The organism is Roseateles sp. GW821-FHT09H11 (genome assembly GCF_059415845.1).
In genome coordinates this window covers 477155-499916 of record NZ_JBWKOA010000002.1, presented here as the reverse complement: position 1 = coordinate 499916, position 22762 = coordinate 477155, and the positions used below count along the sequence as shown (strand labels likewise).

Sequence of the window (22762 nt, the reverse complement as noted above, 5' to 3'; positions counted from 1 at the left end):
GACCGACGCACGGGGCCGGCGACCGCGGTCGCCGGCCGGCAGATCAGGCGAGGTGGCTCAGACCAGGCGCGGCGCCCACTGCGCGACCAGCGAGCGGCTGGCCTCGAAGTGCATCGCGTCCTCGGTGCGGAACGCGGCACCCCAGTACCAGCCGTGGCGATTGAAGATCGGCGCGATCAGCGTCAGGCCGACCTGCACCTTGCTGTCGCCGCGGCGGTCCAGGACGCCGTTGAGGGTCAGGTCGATCGCCGTGCCCCACGAGTGGTTGGAGATGCCGGTCGTCGAGCCGCGGATGTTGCGGCAGCAGAGCATGCCGGCGGTGCCCAGCGCCGCGTAGACGGCGGGCTGCTCCTTGCGGATGTCTTCCATCACGGCGGCCAGGCTGTCGACGGCCAGGTCCAGGCCGGTGGCCTTGAACGGGCCCACCGACTTCGACACGATGTGCTTCTTCAGCTTCTCGTTGGTCAGCGGCTGGCAATCCTGCGAGTACGAGTGACGCGGCTGGCCCAGCGCCTGGACCATGTAGGACGAGGACACGGCCACCAGGCCGGGGTTCATCGTGTGCGCGTCGGGCCGCGGCACGAGCGTGGTCAGCAGGGCGCGGGCGCTGCCGGCGTCGCCGCTGGCGGCGACATGCTGGGGCGTCGCGGCGGAGGTGCTGCCGGCGCTGGTGGTCGACGCCGCCGTGGCGGTGTGCGTGGGCGTGGCCGTGGAGGTGGGGCGAGCGGCGGTGACCGGGCGGGCGGCGGCGGCCGGCGCGACGCGCGCGGCCGGCGTGGCGGCGTGCGTGCTCGAGGACTCGGCGGGCGCGCTCAGGCGTTTGAAGGTGCGGCCGTTGGGGTCGACGCGCCCGTCAGGCTTGCTCATGAAGCCGCGCTGGAAGCGCAGGATGCCGTCGACCGTCAGCGGGCCGCACAGGCCGTCGACGCGACCGCGATAGAGATGACGGGCCGTCAGCAGACGCTGGACGGATTCGACGTCGGCCTTGCGATTCTTGCCGGCGGCGCCGACGGAGTCGATGAGATGAGCTTGCACGCGGGAATCCCCTTGCTGTCTGATGTCGGATGGCAGATGCATTCTGGGCATCGACCTGCGGCGGCGACATTGACCAAGGTCACGCCGACGGGCTCGCGTCCCTTTCAGCTGTGACGGACGGTAACGCGGAGCGCCCAGCGCCCCCCCGGTCAAGCCCCCGCGGCGGCGCCGACGAGCTCGCAGAAGCGCGCCATGTCGACGTTGCCCCCGCTGATGACGATGCCGACGCGCTGGCCTTTCAATCGATCCTTCATCGCCTTCGCGGCGGCGAAACCCAGGCAGCCGGTCGGCTCGACCAGCATCTTCATCCGCGACGCGAAAAAGCCCATCGCGTCGACCAGTTCCGCGTCGGTCGCGGTGAGGACGTCGTCGACGTGCTGGCGGATCAGCGCGAAGGTGATGTCGCCCAGGTGGGGCGTCTGCGCGCCGTCGGCGATGGTGCGGGGCGTGTCGATGGTGACGATGGCGCCGCTGCGGAACGACTGCTGGCCGTCGTTGCCCGCCTCGGGTTCGACGCCGTACAGCGTCGCCTTCGGCGAGAGTGCGCGCGTCGACAGCGCCGTGCCCGACAGCAGGCCGCCGCCGCCCAACGGCGTGAAGACGGCGTCGAGCGCGCCGACCTCGTCGAACAGCTCCTTGGCGGCGGTGCCCTGCCCCGTCAGCACGTCGGGGTGGTCGAACGGCGGGATCAGGGTCAGGCCGTGCTTCTCGGCCAGGTCGCGGCCGATCTGCTGGCGGTCCTCGGAGTAGCGGTCATAAAGGACGACGTTGCCGCCGTAGCCGCGCGTGGCAGCGATCTTGGCCGCGGGCGCGTCCTTGGGCATGACGATGGTCGCCGGCATGCCGAGGATCCGCGCGGACAGCGCGATGGCCTGCGCATGGTTGCCGGACGAGAACGTCACCACGCCGAAGCGGCGCTGTTCCGGCGTGAAGCGCGACAGCGCGTTGAACGCGCCGCGGAACTTGAAGGCGCCCATGCGCTGGAAGTTCTCGCACTTGAAGAACACCTGCGCGCCGAGCAGCTCGTCGACGGTGCGCGAGGTCAGCACCGGCGTGCGATGCGCCTGACCGTCGATGCGGCGGGCGGCGGCCTCGACGTCGGCGTAGGTCGGGAGCGCCACGGGCGTGGCGGCGGCGGGGGACGTGGCGGTCATCTCTGCTCCTGAACGAAGGGCCGGGCCATCATGCCGCAGGGCTGTATCGGAACAGCGTCGGACCGGCCATTCAGGCCTGCCAGACCCCGTACCCGGCCTCGCGCAGGCCGATGGCGAGCTCCACCTCCATCTCCCGCGCGGCCTCATAGGGCATGGGGTTGTAGACCTCGTACAGCTGCGGCAGCAGGCGCAGGCCGTAGTCGAAGACGAAGCGGTTGGACTGGATGCCGGCCTTGTGCTTGTCGAAGCGCAGGTCGGGATCGAGCCCCGTCATGCCGACGTAGACGAAGGGCATGCCGAGCCGATAGTCCGGATTCGACTTGCGGAAGCGCGGCTCGTTCCAGACCTGGTCGGCGAGCTCGACGACGTAGACGTAGTGGTGATGGCGCTTCTCGCGCGGCGCCTTGGCGGCGGGCTTCGCCGGCCGTTTGGCAGCCGGTTTCGCAGCCGGCTTGGCTGTGGTTTTGGCCGCAGGCTTCGCGGCGGTCTTCTTCGACGCCGCGACAATGGCCTTCTTCTTCCGCTGCCCGCCCTCGCCCGCCATGCCGCTGTCCCCTTACCTCGATACCGCCCCGGTGCTCGCCGAGCGCGTCTTCGTCCATGAATCCGCCCAGGTGATCGGCGACGTGACCCTCGGTCCCGACAGCTCGGTCTGGTGCAACGCGGTGCTGCGGGGCGACGTGAACCGCATTGTGATCGGCACCGGCACCAACGTGCAGGACCTGACGATGGGGCACGTCTCGCACAAGAACCCGAAGAAGCCGGAAGGCTCGCCGCTGATCATCGGTGACCACGTGACAGTCGGTCACTCCGTCATCCTGCACGGCTGCCGCATCGGCAACGAATGCCTGATCGGCATGGGCAGCATCGTGATGGACGACGTCGTCATCGAAGACCGCGTGATGCTGGGCGCCGGCAGCCTGGTGTCGCCGGGCAAGGTGCTCAAAAGCGGCCACCTCTACATCGGCCGACCGGCGATGCCCGTGCGCGAACTGACCGCCGACGAGATCGCCTACCTGAAGTACTCCGCCGAGCATTACATCCGGGTGAAGGACAACTACCTGGGCGCTTGATGCAGGGCCCTGCCGGGCGCTCGGCGCCTCACGGGATCACCAGCTCCTCCGGCATGAGCTTGCCCAGATGGCTGCAGGTCGGTGCCTGTCCCGGATCGATCCGTTCGGGATCCACGCCCTCCTGTTCAGCGATGCGGGTCATGGCGCCGCACATGTGCGGGTAATGCATCGAGGCGACGCTGTCCCGGCGGTGCACGGCGCGATATTGCTGGAGGAACTTCGCCGCGCCCGGCGAGGCCGCGGCGAGCTCGGTGAGGTACCGCTTGTACGGCTCGACGATCGGCTGTCCGGCCTTGTGCTCGGTCCACATGCGGAACGCGCCGATCGCCGCAACCGCGAAGACCGCGAACCCGATCAGGATGCCCCACTCGCGCCAGAATGATTTCTTGATGACTGCTTCGGTCATGCGTCCTCCCTGTGTCGACAGCGGCGGATTTTGACCTGCCGGAACACTGCCGCATGGCCCCCGCCGATCAGACCTCCCTCTTCGATCTCGACCCGCCCGCCGACGCGCTGCCCGAGGGCATGACGTATCGTTCGGGCTTCCTGTCGTCGGGCGAGGAAAGCGCGTTGATCGAGCTCATCCGCTCGCTGCCGCTGGAGGCCGCGCAGTACAAGGCGTACACCGCGCGGCGCCGCGTCATCAGCTACGGCGGCAGCTTCGACTACGACACCAACCGGCTGCGCCCGGCACAGGCGCTCATCGAGGAACTGGAGCCACTGCGGCAGCGTGTCGCGGAATGGGCAGGTATTGCGCCGGAGGCTCTGGTGCACACGCTGGTGGCCGAGTACTCGCCCGGCACGCCGCTGGGTTGGCATCGCGATGTGCCGGACTTCGAGGAGGTCTTCGGCGTCTCGCTGGGCGCGGCAGCGACGTTGCGCTTCCGCCCCTACCCGCCCGATGCGCCCAAGCGCGCCGACGTCATCAAGGTGAGCGTCGAGCCGCGATCGATCTACGCGCTGCGAGGACCGTCGCGATGGGCGTGGCAGCACAGCGTCGCGCCGGTGGAACGGCTGCGCTGGTCGATCACGTTCCGGACGGCGCGGCGGGATCGATGAAGGCGCTCATCCGCTGATCGCACGACGACGGGCCGCTCGACATCCTCGCGCTTGACCGCGTTCGCGCGGCGCCACTACGATGACAACCGCTCCGCAGCCATCACCCTGGCACCGGGCCGTAAGCGTTTACGTCAGCCAACGCGCAACCCCACTGGCATTCCGACGCCTCAGCGTCGTGCCGGCTTGCGCATAGGCATTTCATGACCACGCACACCACCACGGTCCGTTCCACGCTCAACCATCTGAGCTTCCCCTCCCACGACGTTCCCGCGACCGCCGCGTTCTTCGAACACTTCCTCGGCTTCGCCGTGCTCTCGATGGGCAGCAGCCGCGTCGTGAAGAAGGACGCCCTCGACATCGTCATCGAGGACGCCCGCGATCGCGACATCCATTGGCCCGGCAACTTCCACATCGGGGTCGAGGTCTCGACGCTGACGGATCTGCAGCGCATCCACGCCGACATGCTCGGCGCGGGCGTGCCAATGGAGACCGAGCTGATCTCGCATGCGCGCGGCTCGCGCTTCTTCTGCTGGATGCCGGGACGGCTGATGCTCGAGGTCAACACCCGCGAGGACGCGGCGCCGGAGTTCCGCAGGACCTTCGCGAGTCAGCAGGCCTGAAGACCGACGGCTGACCGGTGACAACGGCTGACAGCTGAAGCACCGAGCCGGCGGCCTCAAGCCGCCGGCTTGGCCTTCTTCGGCTTGGCGGCCGCGTTGTTCAGCGCCGCGGCCGCCTTGAACAGCGCCTTCAGCGCCGTCTCGTCGATCTTCTCGCCCTTGCGGATGTCGATGGCGCGGCGCGCGTTGCCGTCGAGGCTCGAGTTGAAGAGCTTGCCCGGATCCGCCAGCTTCGCGCCCTTCGCGAAGGTCATCTTCACGACCTCCTTGTAGGTCTCGCCGGTGCAGATCTGGCCGTTGTGCTCGAACACCGGCGTGCCACGCCATTTCCACGTCTCCTCGACACCCGGCACCGCCTCCTTCATGAGCTGGCGCAGCCGCGCAAGCAACTCGCCGCGCCAGTCGCCGAGCTCCGCGATGCGGGCATCGATCATCTTGGAAGCGTCCACGCCAGGCACGTTGTCGTCGCTGGGCGCGGCGCTCCTGAAGGTGCTCTTGGCGACCGGCGTGACCGCCTTCTTCGCCACGTACTTCGCGGCGTGCCTGGCGGCGCCGGTCAAGGGCTTCTTCTTCGGATCGGTGGTGCTGGGCATTCGAGTCTCCGGGGTCAGTTCTTGAGCTGCTGGATACGGATCATGTTGCCCGCCGGGTCGCGCACGCCGAAGTCGCGCACGCCGTAGGGCTGGTCGGTGGGTTCCTGCACGATCTCCGCGTCCCGCGACTGCAGGCGCTGGAAGGTCGCGTCCAGGTCCTTCGCGCCCAGCAGCAGCATCGCGTAGGTGCCCTTGGCCATCATCTCGGCGACGGTGCGCTTCTCCTCGTCGGTGAGGCCGGGCGTGGCGTTGGGCGGGAACAGGACGATGGACGTGTCCGGCTTGCCCTTCGGCCCGATCGTGATCCAGCGGTTGCCGCCGAAGGCGACGTCCTTGCGGATCTCGAAGTCCAGACCGTCGCGATAGAAGGCCAGCGACTCCTCGGCGTCCGCGTGCGGCAGGAAGGTCGAATGAATGGTGATGTCCATGCGTGTCTCCAGATGGGTGGTGTCAGAGAGGTCGGCGGCCGTCGCCGCCGGGGTCCGGACCCTTGGAAGACAGTCTAGGGGGACGTCTTCTCCGGCGCTTCTCGAATCCTGATCGGACGCGTCACCTGTTTGGCGACGCAGGACGGCAGGCCTTCGGCCTCGGCCGCCGAGTCGCGGCGGTAGACGCTCGGCGGCATGCCGACCAGCTCGGTGAAGCGCGTGCTGAAGGTGCCCAGCGACGAGCAGCCGACCTCGAAGCAGACTTCGGTGACGCTGAGGTCGCCGCGGCGCAGCAGCGCCATCGCGCGCTCGATGCGGCGGGTCATCAGGTAGGCGTAGACCGATTCGCCGTAGGCCAGCCGGAACTGCCGGCTGAGGTGCCCGGACGACATGCCGATGCCCAACGCGAGCGCCTCGACGTCCAGCGGCTGGGCGTACTCGCGGTCGATGCGGTCACGCACGCGCCGCAGGCGCGCGAGGTCGCGCAGGCGGGTGCTGGAGGCGTCGGGCGTGGCTGCGACCTCAGGGGCGACGGTGGGCATTCCGGCATCCTAGCGGCGAGATCCGCCCAGGGTTTTCCCTCAACGATCCTAGGGGGTGCCTCCCCCGGATGCATACAAGGCACTCCGACGGTGCGCTTCCTAGACTGGGCTGGCCCGGTGCATCTCGCACCGCGGCACCTCATCAAGGGAGACACCATGACTCAGCCAGCTTCGCTGCGGACCGCCTGGCGGACCGCAGCCTTGTGCGCAGCCTTCGCCACCTTCGCGGCCGGCAGCGCCTCGGCCCAGATCGGTCCCGACCCCACCTCCGCCAGCCTGAACGCCACCTCGGGATCCTTCGCGGTCGCGACCAGCAACGTGACGCTCGCACGCGGCTTCGGCGGCGGCACCATCTACTACCCCACCACCGCCGGCCGTTACGGCGTGGTCGCCATCAGCCCCGGCTTCACCGCCACCGAATCCAGCATCGCCTGGCTCGGCCGCCGCCTGGCCACCCACGGCCTGGTGGTGATCACGATCAACACCAACACGACGCTGGACCAGCCCGCCAGTCGCGCCACGCAGTTGATGGCGGCGCTCAACCACGTGGTCAACAGCGCCAGCAGCACCGTGAGAAGCCGCGTGGACAGCACGCGGCTGGCCGTGGCCGGCCACTCGATGGGCGGCGGCGGCGCGTTGATCGCGGCCGAGGACAACCCGACGCTGAAGGCCGCGCTGCCGCTGACGCCGTGGAACCTCAGCACCAGCTTCACCCAGGTGCGGGTGCCGACACTCATCGTCGGCGCCGACGGCGACACGGTGGCCTCGGTGGCCGTGCATGCGCGGCCCTTCTACGCCAGCCTGCCGGCCACGACCTTCAAGGCCTATGCGGAGCTCAACGGCGCCACCCACTTCACGCCCAACAGCACCAACACGCCGATCGGCCGCTACGGCGTGACCTGGATGAAGCGCTTCGTGGACGCGGACACGCGCTACTCGCCGTTCCTGTGCGGCGCGCCGCACACGGCCTACGCGACCGCGCTGGTCTTCGACCGCTACAACCAGAACTGCCCCTACTGAGCCCGATGGAGGACGCCATGTCGCACATGTCCGATCGCAAACGGGGTCGGCGCGTCGCGCTGGCCCTCGCCGCCGGCCTCGGCGCCGTGGCCCTCCTCGCCTGGCTGGCCGCCGGCGCTCACGCGCCGGCGGTCGTCGAGGACCCGAAGACGGCATTCCCCTGGTCCCGCTCGACCGCCGCTTCCGAGGCCGTCGGCACGCCGACAGCGTCGGCCCGAGTTCCGGTCGACGCGGGCGCCGCGGGCGCCGCGGTCCCATTGCCCGCAGCGGTGCCAGGTCTTGATGGGAAGCCGCAACGCGTGTTCCGTACCGATGCACGGGGGCGGCTCGTCGTCGACCAGCCGATGCGCCTGCGCGCCGAATCGATGCTGGCGCTCAACGAAGGCGATGCGCTGGCCGCCCGCATGGAGGCCGAACTCGCCGGCCTGCCGGCGCCGGCCGCCGCGCGCGCCCGCGAACTGGTGGCGCAGTTCGAGGCCTACCAGACCGCCCAGGCCGCCGCATTCCCGCCGGGCCAGGCGCCGCTGGTGCCCGAAGAGGGACTGGCGCAACTGCGGACGATGCAGGCGCTGCGAGCCGCCCACTTCGGCGAGGAAGCGGCCCAGCAGATGTTCGCGCAGGACGACGCCGTCGCGCGTCGCATCCTGGAGCTCATGCGCGAGGACACCTCGACGGCGCGCAGCATGGAGGAGAAGGCCATGCGCGCGCAGGTCCGCTATGACCAGGAGCGCGGCACGGTTCAGCCTTGACGCGGCGGCGTCGCAGGACGCAGCATGCCGCCATGATGTCTGGCAACTTCGTCGGCCCTCGCCTGGGCCTGTTGGGCGACAGCTTCATCTACGCGAGCGGCGCCGTGCGCTCGCGGGTGCGGCGGCACTCGGTGACGCTGGCCTGCGCGCTGACGCCGCAACCGCTGAGCGTCAGCGTCGACGGGCAGCATTGGCAAGGCCGCCTGGTGGCGGTGCGTCCGTTTGCATCGCGCGCCATCGACTCCGGCGGGCAGCCGGTCGTGCTGATCGACCTCGAGCCGTCCCACCCGCGCTACAACACCTTCAGCCGCTGGCCGGATCGCGCGCCGGTGCGGGTGCTGGATGACCAGGACTTCGCGGGCCTGCTGGACTGCGCCGCCGCCTTTGCCCGCGATGCCTTGAGCGGACGGCGGCTGCGGGCGTCGGTGCAGATGCTGGTGGGCAGCGTGGCGGACAGCGTCGCGCCGCATCGGCCGCTCGATCCGCGCGTGGCGCAGATGATGGCGGGCCTCCGGCTCGACCCCGCACAGGATCTGGCCGCGCTCGGCGCGCCGGTCGGCATGACCGCCGCGCAGGCGTCGCGCGGCTTCCTGCGATCGCTGGGCATCTCCGCGCGGCAATACGCGCTGGCGGTGAAGATCCAGCGCGCAGCGATGTTCTTCGGCAGCGGACGCGCCCTGACCGCCATCGCGCAGGCGTCGGGATTCACCGACTCCGCCCACTTGGCGAAGGTGTGGATGCGCTGCTATGGCGACTGCCCGTCGCGCTACTTCGCGGAGCACCGCAGCACGCAGGACGGTCGCGTGGACCATGCCTGGCGGCAGCAGGTCAGCCTGGCGCAGGGCTTGAGCGGCGCTTGAGCGGCGCTTGAGCGAGGCTCGATCCGGAGCGCTTCGGCCCTGGCTTCAGCCTCGGCCTCGGCGCTCCGAAGCCGTTACTTCGCTGCCGCCGGGAAGGCCGGCAGCTTGCCGATGTCGCGCGGGTCGTGCTGGATGATGACCGTCGCCTTGAGGTTCTTCTCGATCTGCTTGACGCGCTGGATCGAGGCGAGCGTCTGCGCGCGATCGTCGTTGAAGCCGGGCACGCCGTCGTGCTCGTAGTTCTCGTGGAAGTGGACGGAATCGCCGCTGAGGATCACCGGCCCCATCTCCTTGAGGCGGACCAGCAGGATGCTGTGCCCCGGCGTGTGGCCCGGTGCGCGCAGGACCATGACGGTGCCGTCGCCGAAGACGTCCTTGTCCGCGCTCAGCGGCTCGACCTTGCGCTTCTCGGCGATCCACTCGGCGAAGCCTTTGGCGTTCGCGCCGGCCACGGGCGGCGTCGCGTTGATGGCTTCCCAATCGGCCTTGCCGATCAGCAGCGTCGCGTTCTTGAACAGGCTCACCTGACCGGTGTGATCGGCGTGGAAGTGGCTGATGCCCACGTACTTCACGTCGGCCGGATCGACCTTGATCTGCTTGAGCAGATCGCCCAGCGGCTTGTTGGTCGCGTTGGGCGCGGAGCCCGGCAGGTAGCCGGTGTCCCAGACCATCACGTCCGAGCCGTGCCGGATGACGTAGCAGCTGAAGGTGAAGGGCTTGCTCGTCTCGGTGTAGGCGAAGGTGTCGCTGAAGCGCCGAGGGTCGTTGGTCCCGTTGCCGCAATCGAGCCGCGTCAACGTGACCTCCTGAGCCGCCGCAGACAGGGAAGTCAGGGCCAAGAGTGCGCCCGCGGTGAGCGCCATCCAGAAGCGTGTGGTCATGTCGTCTCCTTGATCGCGGCGATGATAGCCACGAAGCAGCCCGGCGTGTGCCGGGTCAGTCACGGACGAGTCGATCCGTCAGCCAGTCACACCGGGAAGCGGACAGGGTCCGGCGCTTTTGAGCGACGTCGCCACGGACCATCCCATCAACCCGTCCGGCGCCTTGACCTGCACTGCGCCCGCGTCACAGGTCCGTCGTCCGATCACCACCAGGTCCGACTCGCGGGCGATCATCCGGGGCACGGCGCCAGGATGGCCGGAGGCCACCGCCGCCGCGTCCTGCTCGGTCCTGAAGACGGAGACGGCATCCGCCGTCAGCATCGAGTCCTCCTCGGGCTGCACTGTCTGGCAAGCAGACAGGCCGAAGAGGATCGCGATGGCCGTTGCGCTTCGGGCAACATTGAATCGGTGAAAGTGCTGCACGCCTTGATTCCCTGAAGGTTCTTTTCGCGGCAGGATTATTGAGCCGCGGGCGGCATGGCCGTCAATCCACCAGACGGTCGGCAGCCCCCGCTCAGAACAACGCGCGCGCCAAGGCTTGCGAGTAGCCCGCCTGGACCCCGGCGCCCGAGGGGCTCGCGGTGGCCTCCGGCGCCGTCGGTGGCTCGATGCCGCGTCCGGGCATCGCTGGCGCAGCCCCTCGGTCTGGCCAGGCATCGGTCGCCGCCGTCATGGCGCACCGCAGCTCCAGCCCCGGCCCTGGTATCCGCCGATGCGCGCTCAAGCGCCAGCCGTGCGCCGCCGCGATCTCGGTGCAGATCGACAGCCCCAGGCCGGCCCCCTGCTCTCGCCGGTCGGCACCGCGCCAGAAGCGCTCGAAGATGCGCGGCAGGTCCCGCTCGGCCACGCCTTTGCCCTGGTCCGCGACCGCGAAGCCGTCCGGCCCCGCCATCAGCGTGACCACGCCTTCGCGCGGGCTGTGCTGGATCGCGTTCTCCAGCAGGTTCTTCAGCAGCGTGAACAGCGCCCCGCGATCCGCCCGCCAGAAGCGCAGCGACGGGCTCACGTGCAGGCCCAGGGTCACGTCATGCCTCGCGGCCACGCGCTCCATGAACTCGAAGACCTCACGCAGTGCCGGCGTCGGATCGATCGCCTCGACGCGGTAGTTGCGCTGCTCGCTGGCCTCCGCCAGCAGCAGCAGTTGCTGCACCTGCCGCGCGACGCGGTCGATGTCGTCCAGCACCTGGTCGCGCCACGCGCCGGACTCGACCAGCTCCACCTGCGCGCGGATCAGCGCCAGCGGCGTCTTCAGTTCGTGCGCGGCATTCGACAGAAACTCCTGCTGCGTCCTGAAGCCGCCCTGCAGGCGGTCCAGCGCCGCGTTGAAGGCCTCGATCAACGGGCGCAGTTCCCGCGGCTGACCCGCCGCCGGCAGCCGGTCGGCCAGCGTGCGCGGTTCGATGCGGCGTGCGGCGCTGGAGGCTTCCCGCACCGGTTGCAAGGCCTGCCGCAGCGCCACGTGGATCGTGATCAGGAACACCAGCACGAAGGTCGCGCCCAGGGCGATCACCCCCTGCCGGAACACGTCGAAACCGATCGACTTCCGCATCAGCAGCACCAGACGATCGGTGACGGCGAACTGGATGTACCAGCGGCGCCCGGCATGGTCGTAGGGCACGGTGGCCGCGTGCATCGCCACGCCGTTGCGGTGGAAGGTGAAGGACTGGCGTCGCGGCTCGAAGGGCTTCCAGTCCGGTGCGAACGTGGTCTTCAATCCGTCGGGGGCATACGCGACCCGGCCCTCGCGGTCGGCCACGCGCAACATGACCTCGTTGCGCAGGCTGTCGAAGACCCAGGGCTCGATCGCCTTCTCGTTGATGCCGACCGGCCAGCCCTGCGCATCGAAGCGCAGATTGCGCGCCAGTGCATCACCGTTGTCCTCGATCTGGTCACGCAGCACCCAGCGCGTGAACGGCTCCCACAGCACCATGGACGCCACGCCCACCAGTACCGCGCTGAGCACCATGCTGGCCCCCAGCACCGCCAGCACGCGGTTGCGCAGGCTATTCGGCCACCGCATCTTGAAGCGCATACCCGTGGTTCCTGAGATTGACGATGCGCAGCGCCGAGCCGAGGGAATTCAGCTTCTTGCGCAGGCGATGCAGCGCGACGTCGAGCGCGTTCGGCGTCACCGCCTCGGACAGGCCCCAGGCCGCCGCCTCCAGCGCCGCGCGCCGCACCGTGCGCCCCTGCTGCTGCACCAGCGCGATCGCGATCTGAAGCTCCGCCGGCGCCAGCGCCACCGAGACCTCGCCGCGCACCAGCAGCGCCTCCTCGATGACGACCTCGATGTCGCCGAAGACGGCGCGCGACGGCCGTACCGCCACGGACCGGCGCATCAGCGCCCGCACGCGCGCCACGAGCTCCTCCATCGGGAAGGGCTTGGCGAGGTAGTCATCGGCGCCGGATTCGAGTCCGTCGATGCGGTCGTGCAGCGCGTCGCGCGCCGTGAGCATCAGGCACGGCGTGCCCTGATGCGCGGCGCGCAGGCGCTTGACCAGCGACAGGCCGTCGCCGTCCGGCAGGCCCCGGTCGATGACCAGCGCCGCGTAGCCGACGTCGCGATGCGCGACCCAGGCGGCTTCCATCGCGTGGAAGACATCGGTCGGAATGCCGGCGGCCTGCAGGGCCTGACGGATCAGGCCGGCCAGCCGGACGTGGTCCTCGACCAGGGCGATTCGGTTCATGGGCAGCGGGGGCGGAAATGCGGATGTTAAGGGCGCATCCTCCGTTCCCCCGACTTACCCGCGGCTTACCGGGCCTCGTCCTCCACGGGCTCGTGGTACTGCACCACCGGCACGCCGTCGCGGATCGCCTGCTCGTAGACGCCGAGCATGCCCAGCGCCTCGCGCAGGTCGTCGCGGATGGCGGCGGTGGCCACGACCGCTTCGTCGTCGTTGCACAGCGCACCCTCCTCGTCGTCGTCGCGCTTGAGGCGGCAGACCAGCTCGGCGATGACCGCGGCATGCTCGATGCGCTCGCGCAGCGTCTTCATCGCCACGCCGACCGTGATGTCGCGGCGCGGCACGCAGTACTCGACGTTGCCCGGCGCGAAGCGGCTCAGCGTCGGGTACATGCGCGACTGGTAGAGGAAGGCTTCGAACTCCTCGCCGTTCAGGCGCAGCAGCGGTCGCAGTTCCATCAGGCGGCGCTGCATGAACAGCGTCTTCGCGCGACGGGGAGCCGAAGCGGCGGCGGACACCGGTGGCGGCGCGGGCGGCGCAGGCGGCATGCCGCCGCCGGCGCCCGCATCGAGGGACATCGCATCGAGGGACATCGCGTCGAGCGCCCTCGCGGCGAGGTCGGCGCCGGGATCGTCGTCGAGCTCGTCATCGAGGCTGGCGTGGAAGCCGGCCGGGACACGGAAGCGGGCCGAGGCGGCCGAGGCGGCCGAGGCGGCTGAAGAGAAGGAAGGGTTGGAAGCGCCGCAAGGGCTGGCTTGAGAAGAGGAAGACGAGGACATCGGGGACATGGACCACTCCAGTCAGATCGGATCAATTCATAAACATCACCTTCGTCGGGATGACATGGACCGCGCCTGACGACGCGGGAGAGGGATCTTCCTGCGACACCCGCAAGACCTGGCACGAAAAGATCAATGAAATCGATTCAATGAAATCGTTGGCATCGGCGCCACACGGGTTCTCGCAGGAGGACCGACCTGTCTCGGTAGGCGAATCGCCGGATCCCACTCGCATGAGTGGGTGAGCACGAGTGGGTGAGCCCGCCGCTCAGGGGAATCTCACCACCGCCTCGAAGCCCGGCTGCGCGTTGCGCAGCTCCAGTCGGCTGCCGTGCGCCTCGGCAACCAGCCGGCACAGCGACAGGCCCAGACCCACGCCGCCCTCGCTGCGCGCCCGCGCCTCGTCGGGGCGGAAGAACGGCTGGCCGAGCTGCGGCAGCGCCTCCGCCGGCACGCCCGGCCCGTGATCGCGCACGGTGAGCGTCGCGCCGTCGCCATCACGTTCGACGCTCACCATCACCGGCCCGACGTCCGGGTCGTTGTGCCGCAGGGCGTTGTGGACGAGATTTCTCAGCAGCAGTTGCACCCGCATGCGATCGAGCTTCAGCACGGGCAGGTCACGGTCGACGCGCAGCGCGACGCCCGGCTGGTCCTGCTCCCGCGCCAGCGCGCCAAGGTCGCAATCGCTGACCTGCAGCGCACGGTGGCCGCTGCCCAGGCGCTCGCTCTCCAGCAGCGCCGAGATCAGCTCGCGCATCTGGCCCAGCTCGTCCAGCAACGCCGCTTTCGAAGCGCCCTCGTCGACCAGTTCCGCATGCAGCCGCGCCCGCGTCAGCGGGCTTCTCAGCTCGTGGCTGATCGCCAGCAGCAGCGCGCGCTTGCCGTCGAGCATCGCCTGGATGTCCTCGGCCATCTGGTTGAAGCGGTGCGCGAGGTCGCCGATCTCGTCGCGGTGGTAGATGGGGACGCGATGCGCGAGGTCGCCCCGCCCGAACGCTTCCGCCCCCGCCGCCAGCTCGCGCAGCGGCCCCACCAGGTGGCGGATGCCGCCGTAGGCAAGACCTGTCACCAGCAGCAGCAGCGGGATCGCCCAGAGCAGGCCGTACTCGACCTGCATCGACGCCCACAGGATGCCGATCCCGGCACAGGCCAGCACGACGAAGATCGCGATCAGCCGCGCGCCCAGCGAATGCTTGAAATGCGCATGATGCCGATGCCAGCGCTGGTGCCAGCGGTTGCGCGCCCGCATGTGCCAGCGCCAGCCGCGCTCGCGCGGGAACGGAATGCCCTTGGCCTCCATCTCCGCCCAGCGGCGCATCTTCTCCAGCTTGTGCAGGCGCCGGACCTGCCGTTCCCGGCGACGCCAGTCGTCGCGCCGCCGCTCATGGTGGCGGGGATCGTTCCAGTGGTCGTAGGGATGGCGCGGATCGTTCATGCGCCCTCCTCGCCCGCGGCCGGCAACGCGAAGCAGTAGCCCGCGTTGCGCAGCGTCTTGAGCGCCTCCAGCGGTTCGAGCTTGCGACGCATCCGGCTCACCAGGATGTCGACCGCCCGGGTGAAGATGTCGGCCTCCTGGCCGCGCAGCTGGTTCAGGATCTCGTCACGCGAGAACACGCGCCCGGGTTCTCGCGCCAGCATCACGAGCAGTTCGTACTCGGTGCTCGTCAGCTCGACGGGGCCGCTGGCCACGGTGACCTGTCGGCGTGCGGTATCGATGTCCAGGCCCACGAAGCGCAATGTCGTCGCGGCCGGCGCCGCCGCCGCCGCGGGGGACAGTCGCGTGCGACGCAGGATCGTCTGCAGTCGCGCCGCGAGCTCGCGCGGCTCGAAGGGCTTGGACAGGTAATCGTCCGCGCCCAGCTCCAGGCCGACCACGCGGTCGGTCAGGTCGCCGCGCGCGGTCAGCATCAGGATGGGGATCTCGCGCCACGGCTCCGTCCCGCCGCGCACGCGCTTGCAGAACGCGAAGCCGTCCATCTCCGGCAGCATGCCGTCCAGGATCAGCGCGTCGAAGCGCTCCTCGGCCAGGCGCGCGAGCGCGGCGCTCGGCCGCGTCACGGCGCTCAGCGCGAAGTCGAAGCGCGCCAGGTAGCTCGCCAGCGGCGCGGCCAGCGCCTCGTCGTCGTCAATCAGCAGCAATCGATGCATCGTGGCGTCCATTGTGGCCGTGCCGGACCAGCGTGATCGCCCGCTCGGGACAGGCCTTGACGCAATGGCCGCAGGCGCGGCACACGTCGGCGTTCGGCGTGAACGCCTGCTGCCAGCCGTGCGCGTAGCCGCGCAGCTTGCCGAACAGGTTCAGCTCCTTGCGCCGTTCCACCGGCAAGGTGCCGACCGAGAAGACACCGTAGGGGCAGACCTCGACGCAATCGCCCTTGCCTTCGCAGCGGTTGCGGTCGATGACCGGCCGCAGCAGCCCGGGGGGCTGCCGGCAGTCGCGGCTGTCCATCAGAGGCTCCGGTCGTCGGCGGCGTCGCGCGGGACCGGACGGTCCCGACCGTCGCGGCCATCGCGTCCCTCGCGTCCGTCGCGGCCCTCTCCCCGCCCCGCCCGGCGACGCAGCCGGCGCAGCAGGAAGCGCAGCATCTGCTGCTGGTCGAAATCCAGCGCGTCGAAGAAGTCGCCGGAGGCCGCGACCAGCGCCGGACCGGTCGCGCGCAGCGCTTCGATCTGGCCGTCGAAGAGCTCCTGCGCCTCGTCGCGACGGAAGTTCTCGGTCTCGACGAGGCGGGCAACCTCCGGGCCGCGCGCCAGCGCCTTGACCGCGCGCCGCGCCGCGGCGAGCTGGCTGATCAGCCGCTCCAGCAGTTCGGCCTGGCTGTCGCTCAGGTCCAGAAAGGCGCGGGCCCGGGCTTGCAGCCTCTCGCCGCGGCCGGCGTGGTGGGCATCGGATCCCAGGCCCCCGCCGAAGCCGCCCCACCCATGACCGCCGTGGTGACCATGGCGACCGTGGTGGCCGTGGCGACCGTGTCCGCGTCCATGTCCACCGCCATGCCCACCGCCATGCCCGTATCCAAGACCGCCCCACCCCCAGGGGAAGCCGCCGAAACCGCCGAAGCGGTACCAGGGGCCGGTGACGGGCAGCGGGCCGTAGTAGCCATCGTCACACACAGGGCCGACAGGACTGAAACGACCATCGTGGTCGAAGTGAGCGTGCTGACGTTCATGGTGGTGGCTCCAGCGTCGAAACAGATGCATGTTGCAATTCCTCGGTAAAGCCCGGGTGTCCGGGCGGTGAATCCATGTCGCCATGATTCCCATGCCCCCTCGCCAGGGCATCTCACCGCGGTATCGCTGTTTTTCGTTTTGTATCGCCGTTGCCCTGTCCGAGGGAATGCCTCAAAGGGGGGAACTGGGCGAAGCACGGAGGAAAGGCGTCGGAAACAGCGTCCCTGCTGACACGACGCGTCAGGGAGTCGGAATTCGACACGCGGTCCGCCGCCGGGCCGCCATCCCCCGTCATCCCCCTCTACTTCCCTCTGATGCCCCTCTGATCCCCCTGTGGGGTGTCCCCCGTCTCCGGCCGCCCGCCAGGGGCGTCGCAGGGCCCCGCCCCTCTACAATCGCCGGCTCACCTTGTCCCTCGCCCAGATGACACCGCCTCACGGCGGAGCGCCCCCATGACCGAACTCGCCAAGTCCTTCGAACCCGCGTCCCTGGAAGCCCACTGGGGCCCGCTGTGGGAGTCCAAGGGCCTTTATGAGCCGACGCTCGATCCGGCCAAGCCGTCGTTCAGCATCCAGCTGCCCCCGCCGAACGTGACGGGCACGCTGCACATGGGCCACGCGTTCAACCAGACCATCATGGACTCGCTGACGCGCTACCACCGCATGCGCGGCCACAACACGCTGTGGGTCCCCGGCACCGACCACGCCGGCATCGCCACGCAGATCGTCGTGGAGCGCCAGCTGCAGGGCCAGGGCCAGAACCGCCACGACCTGGGCCGCAAGAACTTCGTCGCCCGGGTCTGGGAGTGGAAGCAGCAGTCCGGCTCGACCATCACGCAGCAGATGCGCCGCATGGGCGACTCGGTGTCCTGGGGCCACGAGTACTTCACGATGGACGAGAAGCTCTCGCCCGTCGTCGTCGACACCTTCGTCAAGCTCTTCGACGAGGGCCTGATCTACCGCGGCAAGCGCCTCGTGAGCTGGGACCCGATCCTGAAGTCCGCCGTCTCCGACCTTGAGGTCGAGAGCGAGGAGGAAGACGGCTCGCTGTGGCACATCCGCTATCCGATGGCCGAGGGCGATGAGTCGCTGGTCGTCGCGACCACGCGTCCCGAGACCATGCTGGGCGACACCGCCGTCATGGTCCACCCCGAGGATGAGCGCTACAAGCACCTGATCGGCCGCCAGGTGAAGCTGCCCATCACGGGCCGCCTGGTGCCGGTCATTGCCGACGAGTACGTCGACAAGGAATTCGGCACCGGCGTCGTCAAGGTCACGCCGGCGCACGACACCAACGACTACCAGGTCGGCCAGCGTCACCAGCTGCCGATGCTGACGATCTTCACGCTGGACGCGACCGTCGTGGACACGATGGACGAGATCCCGGCCGAGTACCGCGGCCTGGACCGCTTCGCCGCGCGCAAGCTGATCGTCAAGGCGCTCGAGGACCAGGGCCTGCTGGTCGAGGTCAAGAAGCACAAGCTGATGGTGCCGCGCTGCACCCGCACCGGCCAGATCGTCGAGCCGATGCTGACGGACCAGTGGTTCGTCGCCACCCGCAAGCCGGGCAAGGACGGCAAGTCCATCGCGCAGAAGGCGATCGACGTCGTCGCCAGCGGCGAGGTGAAGTTCGTGCCCGAGAACTGGGTCAACACCTACAACCAGTGGATGAACAACATCCAGGACTGGTGCATCTCGCGCCAGCTGTGGTGGGGCCACCAGATCCCCGCCTGGTACGGCAGCAACGGCGAGGTCTTCGTCGCCCATGACGAGGCCGAAGCCCAGGCCAAGGCCACGGCGGCCGGCTACACCGGCCCGCTGACGCGCGACGAGGACGTGCTGGACACCTGGTACTCGTCGGCGCTGGTGCCCTTCTCGACGCTGGGTTGGCCGGCCAAGACGCTGGAGCAGGACCTCTTCCTGCCGTCGTCGGTGCTGGTGACCGGCTACGACATCATCTTCTTCTGGGTCGCCCGGATGATCATGATGACGACGCACTTCACCGGCCAGGTGCCCTTCAAGCACGTCTACATCCACGGCCTGGTGCTCGACGCGCAGGGCAAGAAGATGAGCAAGTCCGAGGGCAACGTGCTCGACCCGGTCGACCTGATCGACGGCATCGAGCTGGCCCCGCTGCTGGACAAGCGCACGCAGGGCCTGCGCAAGCCCGAGACCGCGCCCAAGGTCCGCAAGGCCACGGAGAAGGAATTCCCCGAAGGCATCCCCGGCTACGGCGCCGATGCGCTGCGCTTCACCTTCGCGGCGATGGCGACGCTGGGTCGCAGCGTCAACTTCGACAGCAAGCGCTGCGAGGGCTACCGGAACTTCTGCAACAAGCTGTGGAACGCCACGCGCTTCGTGCTGATGAACACGCAAGGCCAGGACTGCGGCCTGGTGGAGCACACGAAGGAACAATGCGCCCCCGGCGGCAGCGCCCACGGCTACCTGCAGTTCTCGCAGGCCGACCGCTGGATCGTCAGCGAGCTGCAGAAGGTCGAACAGGCCGTCGCGCAAGGCTTCGCGGACTACCGCCTGGACCAGGTCGCCAACGCGATCTATTCGTTCGTGTGGGACGAGTACTGCGACTGGTACCTGGAGCTGGCCAAGGTCCAGCTGCAGACTGCGCAGGCCGAAGGCAACGACGCCGCGCAGCGCGCCACGCGCCGCACGCTGATCCGGGTGCTGGAGACCATCCTGCGCCTGCTGCACCCGATCGCGCCGTTCATCACCGAGGAACTCTGGCAGACCGTCGCCCCGATCGCGGGTCGCAAGTCCACCGAGTACCTGGTCACGGCCGCCTACCCCGTCGCCCAGCCGGAGCGCATCGATCCGCAGGCCGTGGCCTGGGTCGAGCAATTGAAGTCGGTGGTCGGCACCTGCCGCAGCCTGCGCAGCGAGATGGGCCTGAGCCCGTCCGACCGCGTGCCGCTGCTGGCCGGCGGCGACCTGTCCTTCCTGCGCGAGGCGGCGCCCGCGCTGAAGGTGCTGGCCAAGCTGCAGAGCGTCGAGCTGATCGAGGACGAGACCGCCTTCAACGCGCAGAGCGCGATGTCGCCGGTGCTGGTGCACGGCGCGGCGCGTCTGGCGCTGAAGGTGGAGATCGACGTCGAGGCCGAGCGCGCCCGCATCGCCAAGGAGACGGCCCGTCTGGAAGGCGAGATCACCAAGGCCAAGGCCAAGCTGGACAACGAAGGCTTCGTGGCGCGCGCGCCGGCGGCCGTCGTGGAGCAGGAACGTCAGCGCATCGCCGACTTCAGCGCCACCGTGGCTCGGCTAAAAGATCAGGCAGCGCGCCTGGGTGGGTCGGCCTGAACTCAGGCTGGACGGCGGGCGTGGCCAGGATCTCCGAGATCCGCCGCGCCACGCTCCACGCGGCGCGCATGCGTGACTCGCGCGTCGTCGCCGAGATCCGCGGCGTGACCTGCAATCCGGGCACGCCATGCAAGGGACGCCCGGCTTCCATGAGGCCGGGCTCCATCAGATCCAGCCAGGCCGCCAGCAGCCGGCCGCCTTGCAGCGCATCGGCCAGCGCCTGTTCATCGAACAGCGCCGAGTGCGAGGTCGACACCAGCACCTGCGACGGCTTGCAGAAGTTCAGCACCCGCTCGCCGATCAGGCCGCGGTAGCGCGGGAAGTAGGCCAGCTGCACGCTGACCGCGTCGGCGGCCTGCATCAACTCGCGCAAGCCATAGGGTTCGATGCCCCACTGACCCCAGAGCGGGTCGGCATGGTGCAGGCTGGGGTCATAACCGATCACGCGCGCACCAAAGGCCGGCAGCAGCGTCGCCAGTTGGCGCGCCGACGGCGTGAGGCCGACCAGGCCGACCGTGGCGCAACCCAGCTCGCGTCCCACCCAGTTGCCATCCGCCCCTTGCACGGGGACGCGGCGCAGCAGTGCCAGCAGCGCGCCGATCACAAACTCGGCTTCCGCCGATGCCGCCGCGGTCGGCGCACGCACGACCTCGATGTTGGCGGCGCGGCAGGCTTCGAGATCGATGTTCTCCGCGCCGGCGCCGATGCGGCCCACGGCACGCAGGCGAGGCGCGCGCCGGACCATCTCCGCATCCAGCGCGATCGAGGCGGGCAAGAAAATTGCCTGGGCCTGCGCAACATGCTCTCTCAAGGCGTGCGGCGCCTCCGCCAGATCGGGTGCGGCCTGGATGACGTGGCGCTCCGCCAGCCATTCCAGGACGTCAGCCTCCAGCGGTTCCAGGACTAGCACTGCCATGAGCGGTTTGGAGAGGTTTGTTTGATTTTCTTTCAGCTGCGCCGTGCAAGAATGCCGGCGCAATTACCGTCGGAGTGTACGTAAATGGCCCTCATCAACAAGGCAATCTTCCCGGTTGCCGGACTCGGCACACGCTTTCTGCCCGCCACGAAGGCGCAGCCCAAAGAGATGCTGCCGGTGGTCGACAAGCCGCTGATCCAGTACGCGGTGGAGGAAGCCTACGCGGCGGGCATCCGTCAGATGATCTTCGTGAACGGCCGTAACAAGCGTGCCATTCCGGATCACTTCGACACCGCCTTCGAACTCGAGACCGAACTGGAAGCCGCCGGCAAGAAGGAACTGCTGGCGATGGTCCATTCGATCAAGCCGGACGACATGGAGTGCATCTACATCCGCCAGCCCAAGGCCCTGGGCCTGGGCCATGCGGTGCTGTGCGCGCAATGCGTCGTCGTCAACGAGCCCTTCGCGGTGCTGCTGGCCGACGACCTGATGGTCGGCAAGCCGCCGGTGCTCAAGCAGATGGTGGACCAGTTCGCCGAATGGCAGGCGTCCATCCTGGCGGTCCAGGAAGTGCCGCCCGAGCACACCAAGCGCTACGGCATCGTGGCCGGCGCGGCGATCAGCGACCGACTGATGGATCTCACCCACATGGTCGAGAAGCCCGCCCCCGAGGACGCGCCGTCGCGCCTGGGCGTGGCCGGCCGCTACATCCTGACGCCGGGCGTGTTCCGCGAGATCGCGACCCAGCCGCGCGGTGTCGGCGGCGAGATCCAGCTGACCGACGGCATCGCCGCGCTGATGCGCCGCGAGAAGGTCTTCGCCTTCCGTTATGAAGGCAAGCGCTACGACTGCGGCAGCAAGGAAGGCTTCCTGCAGGCCAACGTCGAACTGGCGCTGGCGCACCCGGAACTGGGCGCCAGCTTCCGCGAGTACCTCAAGGCCCTGGAAATCTGACCGCGCTGAACTTCTGACGGCAGGACTTCCCGTCACTGCCGCGTCATGAAGCACGAAGGCCACGCATCGCGTGGCCTTCTTCATTTCCGGGGATGTCTTCGACTCAGCGTCGTTTGAGCACGTGGATGTACTCGTCGCCCGCCGAGCTCTGCTCGACCAGCTCGTTGCCGGTCTGTCGCGCGAAGGCCTGGAAGTCGCGCGTCGAGCCGGGATCCGTCGCGACGACCTTCAGCAGTTGGCCGCTTTCCATCTCCGCCAGGGCCTTCTTGGCCTTGAGGATGGGCAGCGGGCAGTTCAGGCCGCGGGTGTCGAGTTCCTTGTGAATGTCCATGAGAGCGTCCTTGCCGCCGATGACCGGGGGCGATGAAGCGGATTCTAGTCAGCCCCCTCAGCCGCGAGGCGCCATCCACTTCGGTTCGATGCCGCGCCCGCGCAGCCAGTCCGCCAGCGCCTGGCCGGTGCCGGCGGGCCAGCACTCGAGCTGCTCCGGCGGCGTCAGCGTGTACTCGACCAGTTCCGGCGACAGCGTGACCTCGCCGCGCGCCGGCACGTGGTACGCGATGATGACCTGGTTCTTCTTCTGGAAGTCGTAGACGCCGATCAGCGTCGCGCCCAGCGCTTCCAGCGAGGTCTCTTCCAGCACCTCGCGCCGGATGCCCTCTTCCGGCGACTCGCCGGCTTCCATGAATCCGGTGATCAGGCCGAAGAACGGTCCCGGCCACGCCGCGTTGCGCGCGAGCAAGACCTGGCCCTCGCGGTCGACGCATTCGACGACGGCGGCCAGCACCGGCGTCGGGTTGTTCCAGTGGGTGAAGTCGCAGTTCGGGCAACGCAGCCGGGTCTTCGGGCCGCCGTCTTCCGGCAGCTCGATCCATGCCAGTTCACTGGCGCATTGCGGGCAGAAGCGGAAGCTCATGAGGCGTGGGCGCGGTGGCG

The 22762-nt window shown here is 69.1% G+C and carries 26 protein-coding genes and 1 pseudogene; 8 read left to right on the top strand and 19 right to left on the bottom strand.

Annotated elements, in window-relative coordinates; translation table 11 throughout:
* Positions 1-57 precede the first annotated feature (57 nt).
* The 3 genes and pseudogenes from AC07PR_RS09335 to AC07PR_RS09325 all read right to left on the bottom strand — a co-directional run.
* Entirely contained in the window at positions 58-1035 is a 978-nt protein-coding gene (locus tag AC07PR_RS09335; protein WP_495135102.1) for a M15 family metallopeptidase, read from the bottom strand.
* Between the two features lie 149 nt (positions 1036-1184).
* Positions 1185-2189, bottom strand: coding sequence for a threo-3-hydroxy-L-aspartate ammonia-lyase (locus tag AC07PR_RS09330; RefSeq protein WP_495135101.1), 1005 nt, complete (start codon positions 2187-2189; stop codon positions 1185-1187).
* Between the two features lie 70 nt (positions 2190-2259).
* A pseudogene (locus tag AC07PR_RS09325) lies at positions 2260-2580 on the bottom strand (hypothetical protein); the annotation flags it as partial.
* A gap of 151 nt (positions 2581-2731) precedes the next feature.
* Here AC07PR_RS09325 and AC07PR_RS09320 point away from each other — a divergent pair.
* Positions 2732-3262 (top strand): gamma carbonic anhydrase family protein, encoded by a 531-nt coding sequence (locus tag AC07PR_RS09320; protein ID WP_495135100.1) that lies wholly within the window; start codon positions 2732-2734, stop codon positions 3260-3262.
* A gap of 28 nt (positions 3263-3290) precedes the next feature.
* Here the strand turns inward: AC07PR_RS09320 and AC07PR_RS09315 are convergent, their stop codons facing one another.
* Positions 3291-3668, bottom strand: coding sequence for a hypothetical protein (locus AC07PR_RS09315; protein WP_495135099.1), 378 nt, complete (start codon positions 3666-3668; stop codon positions 3291-3293).
* 53 nt (positions 3669-3721) lie between these two features.
* Here AC07PR_RS09315 and AC07PR_RS09310 point away from each other — a divergent pair, with 53 nt between their 5' ends.
* The gene (locus AC07PR_RS09310; RefSeq protein ID WP_495135098.1) at positions 3722-4321 is read left to right on the top strand and encodes an alpha-ketoglutarate-dependent dioxygenase AlkB; all 600 of its coding nucleotides are present in this window, start codon (positions 3722-3724) and stop codon (positions 4319-4321) included.
* 200 nt (positions 4322-4521) lie between these two features.
* Positions 4522-4941, top strand: a complete 420-nt coding sequence (locus AC07PR_RS09305) for a VOC family protein (protein WP_377153941.1) — start codon at positions 4522-4524, stop codon at positions 4939-4941.
* A gap of 56 nt (positions 4942-4997) precedes the next feature.
* On the opposite strand, the gene AC07PR_RS09300 is transcribed toward AC07PR_RS09305, so the two are convergent.
* From AC07PR_RS09300 to AC07PR_RS09290, 3 genes are all read right to left on the bottom strand, one after another.
* Positions 4998-5375 carry a DUF1801 domain-containing protein gene (locus tag AC07PR_RS09300; RefSeq protein WP_483109261.1) on the bottom strand — a complete coding sequence of 126 codons (378 nt, stop codon included), beginning with the start codon at positions 5373-5375 and terminating at the stop codon, positions 4998-5000.
* A gap of 173 nt (positions 5376-5548) precedes the next feature.
* Complete coding sequence (locus AC07PR_RS09295; protein ID WP_377153939.1) at positions 5549-5962, bottom strand: VOC family protein; 414 nt, start codon at positions 5960-5962, stop codon at positions 5549-5551.
* 74 nt (positions 5963-6036) lie between these two features.
* Positions 6037-6504 (bottom strand): helix-turn-helix transcriptional regulator, encoded by a 468-nt coding sequence (locus AC07PR_RS09290; RefSeq protein WP_495135097.1) that lies wholly within the window; start codon positions 6502-6504, stop codon positions 6037-6039.
* Positions 6505-6660: 156 nt separating this feature from the next.
* On the opposite strand from AC07PR_RS09290, the gene AC07PR_RS09285 reads away from it, so the two are divergent.
* From AC07PR_RS09285 to AC07PR_RS09275, 3 genes are read left to right on the top strand one after another with little or no spacing between them, the layout of a single operon-like run.
* Positions 6661-7524, top strand: a complete 864-nt coding sequence (locus AC07PR_RS09285) for an alpha/beta hydrolase family protein (protein WP_495135096.1) — start codon at positions 6661-6663, stop codon at positions 7522-7524.
* Between the two features lie 17 nt (positions 7525-7541).
* Positions 7542-8273, top strand: a complete 732-nt coding sequence (locus AC07PR_RS09280; RefSeq protein WP_495135095.1) for a lipase secretion chaperone — start codon at positions 7542-7544, stop codon at positions 8271-8273.
* A gap of 32 nt (positions 8274-8305) precedes the next feature.
* Positions 8306-9133 carry a helix-turn-helix domain-containing protein gene (locus AC07PR_RS09275; protein ID WP_495135094.1) on the top strand — a complete coding sequence of 276 codons (828 nt, stop codon included), beginning with the start codon at positions 8306-8308 and terminating at the stop codon, positions 9131-9133.
* Positions 9134-9207: 74 nt separating this feature from the next.
* Here AC07PR_RS09275 and AC07PR_RS09270 read toward each other — a convergent pair whose 3' ends face one another.
* The 9 genes from AC07PR_RS09270 to AC07PR_RS09230 form a co-directional block, all read right to left on the bottom strand.
* Complete coding sequence (locus tag AC07PR_RS09270) at positions 9208-10014, bottom strand: N-acyl homoserine lactonase family protein (protein WP_495135093.1); 807 nt, start codon at positions 10012-10014, stop codon at positions 9208-9210.
* 78 nt (positions 10015-10092) lie between these two features.
* Positions 10093-10437: a hypothetical protein gene (locus tag AC07PR_RS09265; RefSeq protein WP_495135092.1), complete on the bottom strand. Its 345-nt coding sequence runs from the start codon at positions 10435-10437 to the stop codon at positions 10093-10095.
* Positions 10438-10528: 91 nt separating this feature from the next.
* Positions 10529-12046: a sensor histidine kinase gene (locus AC07PR_RS09260; protein WP_495135091.1), complete on the bottom strand. Its 1518-nt coding sequence runs from the start codon at positions 12044-12046 to the stop codon at positions 10529-10531.
* Positions 12018-12701, bottom strand: coding sequence for a response regulator transcription factor (locus AC07PR_RS09255; protein ID WP_483106964.1), 684 nt, complete (start codon positions 12699-12701; stop codon positions 12018-12020). Before AC07PR_RS09255 ends, AC07PR_RS09260 begins: the two co-directional genes overlap by 29 nt.
* Positions 12702-12766: 65 nt before the next feature.
* The gene (locus tag AC07PR_RS09250; protein WP_495135090.1) at positions 12767-13486 is read right to left on the bottom strand and encodes a hypothetical protein; all 720 of its coding nucleotides are present in this window, start codon (positions 13484-13486) and stop codon (positions 12767-12769) included.
* A gap of 259 nt (positions 13487-13745) precedes the next feature.
* Positions 13746-14912, bottom strand: a complete 1167-nt coding sequence (locus tag AC07PR_RS09245; protein ID WP_483106966.1) for a HAMP domain-containing sensor histidine kinase — start codon at positions 14910-14912, stop codon at positions 13746-13748.
* Complete coding sequence (locus AC07PR_RS09240; RefSeq protein WP_495135089.1) at positions 14909-15625, bottom strand: response regulator transcription factor; 717 nt, start codon at positions 15623-15625, stop codon at positions 14909-14911. The genes AC07PR_RS09245 and AC07PR_RS09240 overlap by 4 nt, the downstream gene beginning before the upstream one ends.
* Positions 15603-15926 (bottom strand): 4Fe-4S binding protein, encoded by a 324-nt coding sequence (locus AC07PR_RS09235; RefSeq protein WP_377153906.1) that lies wholly within the window; start codon positions 15924-15926, stop codon positions 15603-15605. The genes AC07PR_RS09240 and AC07PR_RS09235 overlap by 23 nt, the downstream gene beginning before the upstream one ends.
* The gene (locus AC07PR_RS09230) at positions 15926-16675 is read right to left on the bottom strand and encodes a hypothetical protein (protein ID WP_495135088.1); all 750 of its coding nucleotides are present in this window, start codon (positions 16673-16675) and stop codon (positions 15926-15928) included. The genes AC07PR_RS09235 and AC07PR_RS09230 overlap by 1 nt, the downstream gene beginning before the upstream one ends.
* Positions 16676-17097: 422 nt before the next feature.
* On the opposite strand from AC07PR_RS09230, the gene AC07PR_RS09225 reads away from it, so the two are divergent.
* Positions 17098-19956, top strand: a complete 2859-nt coding sequence (locus AC07PR_RS09225) for a valine--tRNA ligase (RefSeq protein ID WP_483106969.1) — start codon at positions 17098-17100, stop codon at positions 19954-19956.
* Here AC07PR_RS09225 and AC07PR_RS09220 read toward each other — a convergent pair.
* Positions 19898-20872, bottom strand: coding sequence for an NAD(P)-dependent oxidoreductase (locus tag AC07PR_RS09220; RefSeq protein WP_377153899.1), 975 nt, complete (start codon positions 20870-20872; stop codon positions 19898-19900). The genes AC07PR_RS09225 and AC07PR_RS09220 overlap by 59 nt on opposite strands.
* A gap of 84 nt (positions 20873-20956) precedes the next feature.
* Between AC07PR_RS09220 and galU the strand changes: the two genes are divergently transcribed.
* The gene (gene galU / locus AC07PR_RS09215) at positions 20957-21826 is read left to right on the top strand and encodes a UTP--glucose-1-phosphate uridylyltransferase GalU (protein ID WP_377153896.1); all 870 of its coding nucleotides are present in this window, start codon (positions 20957-20959) and stop codon (positions 21824-21826) included.
* Positions 21827-21929: 103 nt separating this feature from the next.
* Here the strand turns inward: galU and AC07PR_RS09210 are convergent, their stop codons facing one another.
* On the bottom strand, positions 21930-22157 hold the full coding sequence (locus tag AC07PR_RS09210; protein ID WP_067274265.1) for a sulfurtransferase TusA family protein: 228 nt from the start codon (positions 22155-22157) through the stop codon (positions 21930-21932).
* Positions 22158-22214: 57 nt separating this feature from the next.
* Complete coding sequence (locus AC07PR_RS09205; RefSeq protein ID WP_495135087.1) at positions 22215-22742, bottom strand: NUDIX domain-containing protein; 528 nt, start codon at positions 22740-22742, stop codon at positions 22215-22217.
* Between the last annotated feature and the right edge of the window lie 20 nt (positions 22743-22762).